Genomic DNA, 10,879 nt, shown 5'->3' on the forward strand with positions numbered 1-10,879 from the left:
TCGGCACGCCCCTATCAAAGCGAACAACCACCCCGCAAGCACCGGTCGTACCGACCATTCACCCGAACGTGTCATGTGCGAAGGATGGGACTAGCGTGAGGGGATGCCCGCCCGCGCGTTGAGAGGACTTCTCGGTGTCGGAGACCGTTCTGCCCACCCCTGCACGGCTGAGCCCGGTGCGGGATGACCACGCCTGGCCCTTTCCACTCATCAGCGGGGCCCTGTCGCACGTGCGGCTGCGGGTGTGGCCGACGAAGGACGGCGGCCCGTTGGCGATCGCCACGGACCTGTTGCTCGGCGCCGGCCTGGTCAACGACGCCGAGGCCCTGTGCCGGGCCGTGATCCGCGAGTTCGGCCAGGACGCGGTCGTGGTGCGGCACTTCCCGGCCTGGTCGATGCTCGCCATCGACGGGGAAGACACGTTCCACAAGCTGACCCTCGACGAGAAGGGAACGGCGCACAGCCACACCTGCACCCGCGAAGTTCTGGATGCCCTCGGGCCGTCGGTCCTCGGCTTTCCCGGCGACACACCGCCCGCTGCCGTCGAGGTCGGCGCAGCGGTGGTGCCGCCGCAGAGCGTGCACGTGGCCCGGATACTGGCCGCGTTACTGCGGCTGACCGACACCCGGGTGATCGAGCGGCGCCCGGACGGCTATCCCACCCGCAAAGCGCCGGTCACCGAGGTGGACCTCCGCCCGCTCAGCCACGTAAAGCTCGGCGTCGCAGCGCTGCAAGGGATGTCGCACTTCTTGGGTGGGGCCGACGTGGACGAGTTCGAGACCGCGGCCGGGGCGAGGCGGGACAAGAAGCTCGCAAAGATCGTGGAAACGCTCCAGGAACAGGCGTGGGAGCTCGCGGTTCTCGGCGACGAGATGGCCGCAGAGCGCCGCGAGCGAGACTGAACAGCTGTGTGGCTGGCATGGGGAGCGCCCGGGGTCCGGGCGTGCCCCATATTGGTGAAGCTCCAGGACGGCCTGGCCACCTGATTCCACCGGCCCCGCGTGTTCCGAACCGAGCACTTCGCTAGGCCCGAATCTGGCTCGGCGGACCGGGCGGGTGTGACGGCGGTCCAGGATGGAAATTGACACCGCGCAGCCAACCCGGTCTCCGGTCAGGCTACGGACCGGGGCTAGAGGGCGGGCCCTCGGCGTCCGCGAATCCGCCCACCAACGGAGTGACCAGCACTAGCGTGATGGCATGACATCAGAGATCGACATCAAGGGTGCGGTACGTGCTTGGCTCCAGCAGGTCGGCACGATAACGCCCGAGTCCCGGCGGTCGTTCACCTGGGACAGGTTCGCCACGCAGCCCTCCTGGCGCGTAGTCCGTAAAGCGGTCACCAGCGCAGCGCCCGCCACCGCACGACCCGACCTCTACATGACGCGGAACCCGGACCGGGTCCACGACCGCGTCCTGCTCGACATCACCGGGCTCGCTGCGTTCGCACAGAGGACCGCCCCTGACGACCTCCGAACCCAGGACATCGTCGCCCGAGAGTTTGAACAGTTCTGCCTTGCTCCCGCTCCCGTCTCCGAGGACTGGGTCCTCCTGGATGCGAGTCTCCCTCAGGACACCCGAATCCCCATTGGGGACTACGTCCTGCAAACCTTCACCGAATCGGAGCTGCGGCAACTGCAGGCTCTGCCCAGCGTCGACGACCTGCCCTTCCACTCGTCCTTCCCGGCTGATGTCTTGGCGGGAGCCGCGTTCCTGCGCCGCCCCGATGCGGAGCGCGAACCTCTCAAAGGGGCGCGGCTCTCCCTGGCTATGCGGTCCCGGCCCGAACTGCTGCACTGGCAGCCCCTGCTGATCTTGATGCTGTGGTCCAGTGAGCTGACCAGGATGCAGGCCAGCTACGAGGTGGAACCAGGCCGACGAGTCAGCCTTGCCCATGGCACGCCAGGCATCGAGACACGCGCCGCCGCAACCGACGATGACGTGATGATCGAGTACGAGGTCCACGAAGAGGGCTTCTACGAGGTCGTCCCGGAGGACCAGGAGCGGTTCGCCGCGTTCTGCGCCTGGGCTGACAACCGGATACGCAAGGTGCAGACCAAGGGCGGGAAGCGGTCCCGCCGCCTGAACCGATCCGCTCAGCACCTCGTCCGGGCGATGCACCGGACCTATACAGGGGAGTACGTGCCCGAGGAGGAGATCGAGGAGGTCCTGCTCCACTACGTCATCGCCATCGAGGCCCTGATGGCTGACGAGAACGGCCTCGACCTCAGCAGGAAGGTGCAGATCCGGGCCGCGACCCTGTGGCGCACGGACAGGACCCGCCAGGTAGTAGCGGACACACTGAATAAGGCATATAAGGCGCGCTCCAAGTACGTCCACGGCGACGAGATCGGCGAGAAGGACAAAGAAAAAGTGGACCTGACGGTCCTGCGGCACGTGGCGTTCCAGAGCCTGCTGCGCTGGTTGATCATCGCCACGAGCGAGGACAACATCGTGGACGTCCCCACGGTCCTGGACGGCGCGACGCTGTCCGACGCGATCAGGCACAACAACGTGATCAAGCCGATCGACGCCTTCTACGCGTCGACACCGCCGGCCTGGAGGCCAACCGACACACCCGACGCGGAGACCGAGGAGGGGACCCTGAGCCTGACGGAACGCCGTCCTCGGCCGCGCCTCTCTTCAGGGTGGGGACCCTCCGCAACCGAGAGCTAGGGCGCGTATTCGGTCGTGATCAATCTGCGCGATTTACCTTCGCGGCGGGTCCAGTTCCGGTAGACCGTGGTGCGTGACGCGAGCGCAACTGACGGATGCAGAGTGGGCGTTGATCGAGCCGTACTTGCCGATCGGCGAGTACGGCCCGTACCCGGAGCGGCTGCGGCAGCAGTTCGAGGGCGTGATCTGGCGATTCCGGACGGGCGGGCAGTGGCGGGAGATGCCGAGGGAGTTCGGTGCCTGGTCGACCGTCTCCAACCGGTTCCGGCAGTGGAGGGACGCCGGCGTCTTCGAAGCCCTGCTGGAGGGGCTGATCGCGGAAGCGGCGAAGCGCGGTGAGGTCGACTTGTCCCTGGTCAGCGTGGACTCCACCACCGTGCGGGCTCACCATGACGCCGCCGGGACGCACCTCGACTCCGACACGATGGCCACCTTGGAGAAGGCCGCCGAGGAGGCGGAGAAGGCCCGACAAAAGGGGGAGGCCCGGAGGAACAAGACGGGCGAGACGCCTCAAGCGACCCGAAACGGGAAGAACGGCGACGCATCCGGCGTCGGCGCAAGCTCCGCCTGAAGGAAGCCCTGATCGGACGCTCCAGGGGTGGGCAGACCAGCAAGATCCATTGCGCCGGTGACCGGAAGTGCCGCCCGCTGGTGTTCATACTGACCGAGGGCCAGGCCGCGGACAGCCCGCAGTTCATCCCCGTGCTGAAGAAGGTACGGGTCCGGGTGCCGGTCGGCCGTCCCCGCACCCGGCCGGACGCGGTCGCCGGGGACAAGGCCTACTCGTCCCGTGGCAACCGCGCCCACCTGCGCGAGCGCCGCATCAAGGCGGTCATTCCGGAGAAGAAGGACCAGAGCGCCAACCGGAAGAAGAAAGGCAGCAAGGGCGGCAGGCCCGTCAGCTACGACGCCGAGCTCTACAAGGAGCGCAACACCGTCGAGCGCCTGATCAACAAGCTGAAGGCCTGGCGAGGCATCGCCACCCGGTATGACAAGACCCCGGAAAGCTACCTCGCAGGCCTCCACCTCCGCGGCGCGATGATCTGGATCAAGGACCTCACCCGGGCCCATTGATCACGACCAAATACGCGCCCTAGGCCCAATACCAGTGACTTAAGAGTCCTAGGTCTGTGGAAGTTTGGTCGGAGGGTTGATCGGGGCTGTCCTGTAGTGCGGTGCGATGGTGACTGCTTCGGCGGGGTCGCGGGTGGGCTGGGGCCAGAGTCGGTGTTCGCTGCGCTTGACGCCGAAGTTGGACATCTTGCGTTTGACGACGCGGGCATTGGAGCGTTTGCGGCGGACGGGCAGGAGTCGTTCGGCTATTTCGCGGACGCCGGCCGCTATGGCCGTGGCAAGGCGGTCAGGGGGAAAAGGCCGCCTGCGCGGCGACCTGGCGTCGTGCGAGGCGGAGGGTTCGGGTGAAGGAGAGCCGGTCGGTGTCGACGTCCGCTTGGTGCGCGCTGTCGTGCATGAGCGCGCGGATGGCGTGGTGCACCAGCAGGTGGCCCCAGACCTCCTGTTCGACGCCTTCGGGTGAGCGGGAGCGCAGGACCTGGGCGGGGCCGCGCTGGTGGGTCTTGAGTTCGTCGAGGGCGGTCTCGATCTCCCAGCGCTCGTTGTAGAGGGCCGCCAACTCCGTTGCTGGGGCGGCCTCGTGGTCGAGGATGCTGGTGATCAGCCGGTAGGGGGCACTCTGGGCAGGGCGGCCGGGGTCGTACAGGGTGTACTCGATGACCCGCACCACGGTGGGGTCGGTGCGTTTGCGGTGGTCGCGGGCGGCCACGATGTCCGAGAGGTACGAACCGTCGGGGAGTTCCTTCCGGACGGGCAGCACGGAGTGGGACCGGATGCGCCACAGCAGGTCCGCGCCGCCGGCCGAGGCCGCCCGCCACAGGTCCAGGCCGGCGAAGCCACGGTCGGCCAGGAGGAGGTCGCCTTGCCCCAGGGCGCCGAAAAGCTCGCGGGCCAGCACCGGCTCGGCGGTGGTGAACGGGCCGACCGCCGCATGGGTGATCGCGTGCGTGCCGCACTCCGCCAACGCGACCACCCGGACCTGCGGGAAGGCGGACCGCTCTCCTCGGTGCGTCTTCGGACGGCCGAACCGGGCGGCGTTCTCCTCGCTGTCGGGGACGTCGAAGGTCGTACCGTCGATCGCCATGACACGCCAACTCCCGTACCAAGCACCGGAAGTCGATGGCGTGGCCAGAGGGCCGGCCACCTCGGCGAACAGGGCCCTCAGAGGCTCCGGCCCAAGCTTGACCCGGGCCCGGGAGATCGCCGCGGTGGTCGGCACCTGCCACGAGCCCGACCATCGCCTGGCCCAGGCCAGCCCCTCGGTCAGCAGGCGGGCGACCTCTTCGTAGCCCTGTCCGGAGAACAGGCACATCGCCAGGACGAAGTAGACGACCACCCGGGGCGGCAGGAGCCGCTGACGCTGCCCGGACTTCCCGGACTCCTCCACGATCCGGTCCACCAACTCCGGCGGGAACGTCCGCGTCAGCAGTCCGATCGCGATCCGGTCCGACAGTCGCTCGTCCGTCGCCGGCTTGACCTGCCCAGGGCGTGGCATCCAGGCACCTCCTGGGCAGGCAGCCTACCAGCAGCAATCCTTAAGTCACTGGTATTGGCCCTAGGCCCGCTCTTTCGGATCTTGTCGGATCAGCGCCCGGCAAGATCCGAAAGAGCAGGCCCGTCACCTTCACGATCCCCGCGGGCTATCAGAAGTCGCTCGCCGACGGCCGCAGGCTGCGTGAAGTCCCCGCGAGGAAACCCCTCGATCCAGACGGGCCGGTGCTCGTCGACGCTGGCGTAGTACTGGTTGCGCCAATGCCCGCGGACCCAGTGGCCGGCAGGCGTGCGACCCTCTGCAACGGCACGGGCTGCGGAGAGTTCGTGCGCGGCGGCCTCGGGACGCCGCAGTGCGATGCGCCGGAAGCTCTCTGGGCGGATTCTCGCGCTGCGTGCGATGGCGCGCACCGACTGATGGATCTTCGGGGAATCCTCGCAGGTGAGGGGCTGCTTGGCGATCGCCGACAGAGCCCTCAGCATGGAAACGCTGTGCGTACCCGCGTCCGCAGGCTTGTCCCACGGCACGAAGTAGGCGAGATGGGGCAAGAGCGGTGCGAGCTGGACCGTGATGCCGTTGATCTCGTACGCCCCGGGTGGCTGGCGAATCCAGGTGAAGGCGTTCACACCTCCGTCCGCGCACGCCCAGGTGATGGCGCTGACCGGTGGCTGGTCCGGGAGCGAAAGCGCGAAGGCGGTCGACGGGACGGGCTTGGCGAAGAACAAGAAGCCCATGGGGGCGATGAACTCGTCGCTCCGAACACGCTGTTGCGGGAAGGTCTGGGCGGCGGCTGTCACCATGTCGCACATCGGCGCGTCCGCATAGATGGTGTCGGCGTTCCGCCACGCCTCCAGGGGGTTCGACTCGTCCTCGGCGAGGAGCGCCATCCGTTCCTTGAGCGAGGCCGTCGGCCACTGCTCGGGCCAGAACAGCCTCCCGTAGTCCGGGAGCCCGTCGGCGGCCAAGTATCGGTTCCAGTGATCGGAACCGAACCACCCCGTCAGGGCCGCCTTGAGGCGGATCGCATCGGCCTGGGTCAGGCCCCGGGATGCCTGCGCGTGGAGACGATCGCGGTACCCGGCGGCGCCGCCTACCGAGCCCGGGCGGGACCCTCCTGCCCGGACCCTCTTCGCGCTGGACCGCCGGCCGGTCACGAGGCGCTGTCCGTTTCGGACACCTCGTCCGTTGAGGTCGCGCGCCACTCGCGAGCCGCGCGACCGAGGGCCTGCTCCACGTCCGCGACTTCGCCGTCGCCGTAGGCGGTGCGGATTCCGGAGACGGACATGCCGGCGGCGGCGGCGAGGTCGGAGAGCTTGTAGGGGCGGGGGCGGGTGAACTCCCTGCCGTAGGCGATCAGTCGGCGGATCTCGGCCTCGGCCTGCTCCTTGCGGTAGCGCGCGATGCCGATCGCGGACAGGAGCGGTTCGTTCTCCTCCCAGTCCGTGTCTGCGGCGGCCTCAAGGTTGTGAATCATCTCCTCCCGCTGAGCCTGGATGGAGTGGCACACGTCGTTGTAGATGTCCTCGGGCACGTCTCCGGGTGCGGGCATCGGGTGGCAGATCGCGGCGATGTCGGTGAATACGCTCATGCCTTGCAGTATGCGCCAGGAATTACGATGAGCGCAACAGATTGCGGCAATCGCATTTCTTGTCTCGCGCTGCGGATCGTGGAGACGCTCCGCTCGCAGACCACGGGCGATGGATGGCGGTCGAGCACCGAGAGCGGGACCACCGTGAACCCCTGAACCAGGCCCGGCTCAGCTGTCGCCGGGCGGCTGATGCTTGCTCCCGAGCAGCCGCGTGTTCTCCACCATGAGGCGTTGAACGACGTTGCGCAGTGCCAGCAGCTCGGTGTCCGCGCGCCGCAGCGCGGCCAGGGCTTGGTCCCGCTCCCCGCGCAGAGCCTCGACCTCGGCGTCCCGGCCAGGTGTCGTCGCGAGGTCGCCCAGCGCGCTGGCAGCGAGGTCGCGTACGCGGACGGCGCGGAGTTCGGCTCTCGCAGCCTCAAGGTCCCGGCGTAGCGCCGCGTTCTGTTCGAGCAGCATGCGGTTCTCCACCGCCAGCGCCGCGTCCTGGCGGGCCGCCGCGGAGGCCGTGGCCCGGGGCCGGTCGCCGGCGAGGTGCGCGCGGACGGCCTCCGCCTCGGCCTTCAGGTCCCGGTGCCGTTGCAGGTACTGGGGATTGACCTCGGCGCGCCGGGTGATCTCCGCATCGGATAGCGGCTTGCGGGTCTTGCGCATACCGGCGATGACGTCCAGGACGCGCTGTCGGCACGCTTCGCTGTCGGCACGGCGCCGAGCCGCGGCGGCCTGCCGGCCCGCGTCCAGGGCGGTCGCGCGCCCGGGGGCCAGGCCCTTCGATGCTCGCCCCTGCAGGCTGCGGCCACCGGTCACCTCGCCTCCCCGGTCAGCAGGATCGGGTCGATGGTCGGTTGGGCCAGCCGCTGGCGGCCGGCCAGGACGGCGGCGACAGGGATCACGGTGAGGAACCGGTCACGGCTGTGGAGCCACGCCTCGACCGTGGCCTTGTCCTCGTCCGTCAGCGAGCCGAGGTCCGTCTCGCACTTGCCGATGAGCTCGTCGATCTGGACGAGCTCCTGGCGCAGAAGCTCCACGTTCGCCCGGCTCAGCGGCCCCGGGACGAGCAGACTGCCGTAGGCGGCCTCCAGCCGGATGAGCTGCTCGGCCTTGCTGTCGCGTAGCTGGCGAAGCTCGGGCAGCTGGGTGAAGTCGGTGGTGAAGAACTTGCAGGAGAAGCACCGGTAGTACACCGGGCAGCCGTGCCCGTCCGCGCGGACGTTGTTCATCTCGTGGCAGGTCCCGCCGGGGACCGGCACCTGGCCCACACCGGCGCGGGCGCGGTCGGCGAGGTCATCGGCCGGGCCGCGGGGGCGAAGCCGGCCGCCGGAGATGTCGAACTGGTACTTGGCGGCGATGGCGCGCACGGCCTCCACCCGGCGCGGATGCGAGACCCGGTAGTAGATCTGGGTCGTGGACGGCTCCTGATGAGCCATCAGGACCTGAAGGATCTCCAGTGGCACCCCGGCATCGGCGCGCAGCTGGGCGTAGGTGTGCCGGAAGGCGTAGGGGAAGACACGGGAGCGGTCGAAGTCCTGATCGTGCTCGTCGAGCAGCTGGGCGATGCGGTCCATCCACACGTCCAGCCAGTACCCGCTGGTGCTGCTGTCGTAGGGACGCTCGCCGAACTTGTTCGCGCGGGACAGCCGCGGTGTGGGGAACAGCAGCAGCCGCGGCGAGAGCGGCTGCCCGTCGGCGTCGAACCACTGCGGGAACTCCAGGCGCAGGTGGTCCTGCTGCCGGGTGATCACCTCGACGTCGGTGACGTGCAGCGGCAGCTTGTGGCGTCGGCGGACCTTCTGCATCCAGTAGACGAGGAACGGGTAGCGGCGGCGTTGCACGCTGCCGTCGGGCGCCTCGACGTCGACGTCGTGCCACTGGACGCAGTCGAACTCCAAGTGCCGCATCTCCCACGGGCGCCGGCCAACCCGCAGGGACAGTTCGACGAAGTCACGGGGCGTGCCGTCCTGGAGCAGCGCGAGGTTCTCCTCGGCCATCAGCTGGAGGAACACCGTCTCCGGTAGAGCGTCCTGGGAGCGGCCCTCCAGTTCGCTGTCCGTGTCGTCGCGCTCCGGGAACGGCGGGACCTCCTGGGCCAGCAGGTGCACCTCGGCGGCGCCGGCCTCGGCCAGCGCGGACCGGCTCTGATCCAGGATGGCGCGCAAGGTGTGCACCAGGCCCCAGTGCCGCTGCGGGGTCACCAGCAGCGGGCCGGCGCCTGCCAGCGACGGCAGCAGACGCTCGGCGATCACTTCACGCCGGGGGTCGTCGGCGGCGAGGGACTCGTAGTCGCCGGTGTCGCGGGCACGGGCGGCCAGCCACCTCAGGTACGTCGTCATGCCCGCCCGTCCGACCTTCGCCGGCTGGCGCCCCTCACCCGGCAGCGTGCGCAGGAACATCGCGAACCAGCGAGCCGCGTAGCCGGCGGACTGCAACCGCGCCGTGGAGGCACCGGACGAGGACAGCAGCAGAATGTGCTCCTGGACGGCGCGCAGCAGCCAGGGGGCGTGCACGTCGCTGAGGTCGACGATGCGACCGGCGTAGCGGGGATTGAGGACGTTGAGTCGGATCACCGTGCGGCGGTGCTCCGACTCGCGGTCGGCGTCCAGAAGGGGTACGGATCGCTGCCAGAGGCGAAGGAAGGTCGTGTTCTGGCCCTTGGCCGGGAGGTCGGCCGTGAGCAGATCGGTCACCGAGTGGTCCACCAGCCAGCGGATGGCGGCCTTGACCTGCGTGGGGCTGATGCGGCCGCCCTGCCGCAGCTGGGTCTCGTAGCCGCGCAGGACCTGGATGCGCAGCGTCTCACCGAGGTCGCCCAGGGGGACGAGGCCCATCGTGGTGTAGACCGCCGGAGCCGTCAGCGCCCACCGGGGCAGATCGGACCTGCCTGCATCGGCCCACTGCCGCTGGTGCGGCAAGCACAACCGCCTGCCCTTCTGCACCGCCCAGCGCGAGCACACCCGTACCACGCACTCGCCCAGGCCCGGACGCGGAGCCGGGTCGGTGGCCAGGTACTCCTCCACCGATAGTCCCGTCGCCTTGCGGGCACTCACGCAGCTCTTGCACAGCCCGCTCGCTTCCGCCGGCCGCGGGCAGCCGACCGCGCACCGCTTCTCGCCGTACACCCGGCGCGCGGGAGGCGCGGGAGCGGCGGCGCACCAGGACGCGACGTCGCCGGGCGAGCCAGCCTTTCGCCACGCCGTGCAGCACTGCCAGCACAGCCAGGGGTGCTTGTCCGCGGGGCGGTCGCAGGCGGGGTGAGCACACGCGCGCAGGGTGTGCCAGTCGGCGCCGAGCGGGAAGTGCAGTTCAAGGGTCGCGCGATCCAGTCCGTGCTCGATCAGGTACGGCCAGTTCGGCTCGGGCACCGGAGCGCTGGGGAGCGGGTTGGAGGCCGGTGAGGTCATGACGGTCCGAAGAACTGGTCGGAGATGGCGGTGGCGGCGATCGCGATCTTCGCGTCGCCGACCGTGCGGTAGACGTCCTGGCTGGCGACGTCGCTGTGGCCGAGCAAACGCTGGAGGACGTCCCGCGCGATGTTGAGGTCAGCGGCCGTCTCGCCGAAGGTATGCCGGAGCATGTGCGGGTGGAGGTGCCGTAGGCCGGCCTGTGCGGAGAGGTCGGCCAGCAGGTCCTGGACCCGCCGGGCGCTGAGTGCTTCGCCGCCCGGATCGCCGGTAGGGCCGGGGAAGGTGACGAAGGCCCACGGGCAGTCGGCCGCTCGCCGGATGCCGATCCGCTCCCGCAGCCAGTCGGCGTACAGCATCTCCACCGGGCTGGGCACCGGCAGGATGACGGTGCCGCGGTTTTTGTTGGCGGCCCCCTTTGGATGCCCGCCCCGCTTCCGCAGGTGCAGGTGCGGACCCTGGGTGTAGGAGCACCCTGGAACCGTTCGGCCCACCGGGACGAAGTGGATGTCCTCGCGCCGCAGCGACACCAGCTGCCCAACCCGCAGTGCGCAGCAGGCCATACTGACATCTGCTCTTTGGGGTGATGGATCTGCCGTTTCACTGACGGACGGTCACCTGTCGGCGTAGACCGTCTCGCATGCGATATGCGGATGG

General features: G+C 69.2%; 8 protein-coding genes and 1 pseudogene. 3 read left to right on the forward strand and 6 right to left on the reverse strand.

The window, feature by feature from the left end; all coding sequences use genetic code 11:
* The first annotated feature begins 134 nt into the window (after window positions 1-134).
* The 3 genes and pseudogenes from AB0Q99_RS33965 (at window position 135) to AB0Q99_RS33975 (ending at window position 3,747) form a co-directional block, all read left to right on the forward strand.
* On the forward strand, window positions 135-902 hold the full coding sequence (locus AB0Q99_RS33965) for a hypothetical protein (protein WP_363578074.1): 768 nt from the start codon (window positions 135-137) through the stop codon (window positions 900-902).
* A 295-nt stretch (window positions 903-1,197) separates the two neighbouring features.
* The gene (locus AB0Q99_RS33970) at window positions 1,198-2,673 is read left to right on the forward strand and encodes a hypothetical protein (RefSeq protein ID WP_363578076.1); all 1,476 of its coding nucleotides are present in this window, start codon (window positions 1,198-1,200) and stop codon (window positions 2,671-2,673) included.
* Between the two features lie 73 nt (window positions 2,674-2,746).
* Window positions 2,747-3,747: pseudogene (locus AB0Q99_RS33975) on the forward strand (IS5 family transposase).
* Between the two features lie 286 nt (window positions 3,748-4,033).
* Here AB0Q99_RS33975 and AB0Q99_RS33980 read toward each other — a convergent pair.
* The 6 genes from AB0Q99_RS33980 to AB0Q99_RS34005 all read right to left on the reverse strand — a co-directional run bounded on the left by AB0Q99_RS33980 (window position 4,034) and on the right by AB0Q99_RS34005 (window position 10,785).
* Window positions 4,034-5,242 (reverse strand): IS4 family transposase, encoded by a 1,209-nt coding sequence (locus tag AB0Q99_RS33980; protein WP_363578078.1) that lies wholly within the window; start codon window positions 5,240-5,242, stop codon window positions 4,034-4,036.
* A gap of 89 nt (window positions 5,243-5,331) precedes the next feature.
* Window positions 5,332-6,204 (reverse strand): hypothetical protein, encoded by an 873-nt coding sequence (locus AB0Q99_RS33985; protein ID WP_363578080.1) that lies wholly within the window; start codon window positions 6,202-6,204, stop codon window positions 5,332-5,334.
* Window positions 6,205-6,389: 185 nt separating this feature from the next.
* On the reverse strand, window positions 6,390-6,827 hold the full coding sequence (locus AB0Q99_RS33990) for a hypothetical protein (RefSeq protein WP_363578081.1): 438 nt from the start codon (window positions 6,825-6,827) through the stop codon (window positions 6,390-6,392).
* Between the two features lie 168 nt (window positions 6,828-6,995).
* Window positions 6,996-7,631 carry a hypothetical protein gene (locus tag AB0Q99_RS33995; protein WP_363578083.1) on the reverse strand — a complete coding sequence of 212 codons (636 nt, stop codon included), beginning with the start codon at window positions 7,629-7,631 and terminating at the stop codon, window positions 6,996-6,998.
* Entirely contained in the window at window positions 7,628-10,222 is a 2,595-nt protein-coding gene (locus AB0Q99_RS34000) for a tyrosine-type recombinase/integrase (RefSeq protein WP_363578085.1), read from the reverse strand. The genes AB0Q99_RS33995 and AB0Q99_RS34000 overlap by 4 nt, the downstream gene beginning before the upstream one ends.
* A complete protein-coding gene (locus tag AB0Q99_RS34005; protein WP_363578087.1) occupies window positions 10,219-10,785 on the reverse strand; it encodes a site-specific integrase in 567 nt (188 codons plus the stop codon). The genes AB0Q99_RS34000 and AB0Q99_RS34005 overlap by 4 nt, the downstream gene beginning before the upstream one ends.
* Between the last annotated feature and the right edge of the window lie 94 nt (window positions 10,786-10,879).

It is taken from the genome of Kitasatospora sp. NPDC086791, from assembly GCF_040685975.1.
GTDB lineage: Bacteria > Actinomycetota > Actinomycetes > Streptomycetales > Streptomycetaceae > Kitasatospora.

Coding starts and splice junctions, on each gene's coding strand:
- AB0Q99_RS33970 (WP_363578076.1), top strand. CDS start 1,198: ATGACATCAGAGATCGACATCAAGGGTGCGGTACGTGCTTGGCTCCAG.
- AB0Q99_RS33980 (WP_363578078.1), bottom strand. CDS start 5,242: ATGCCACGCCCTGGGCAGGTCAAGCCGGCGACGGACGAGCGACTGTCG.
- AB0Q99_RS33990 (WP_363578081.1), bottom strand. CDS start 6,827: ATGAGCGTATTCACCGACATCGCCGCGATCTGCCACCCGATGCCCGCA.
- AB0Q99_RS34000 (WP_363578085.1), bottom strand. CDS start 10,222: ATGACCTCACCGGCCTCCAACCCGCTCCCCAGCGCTCCGGTGCCCGAG.
- AB0Q99_RS34005 (WP_363578087.1), bottom strand. CDS start 10,785: ATGGCCTGCTGCGCACTGCGGGTTGGGCAGCTGGTGTCGCTGCGGCGC.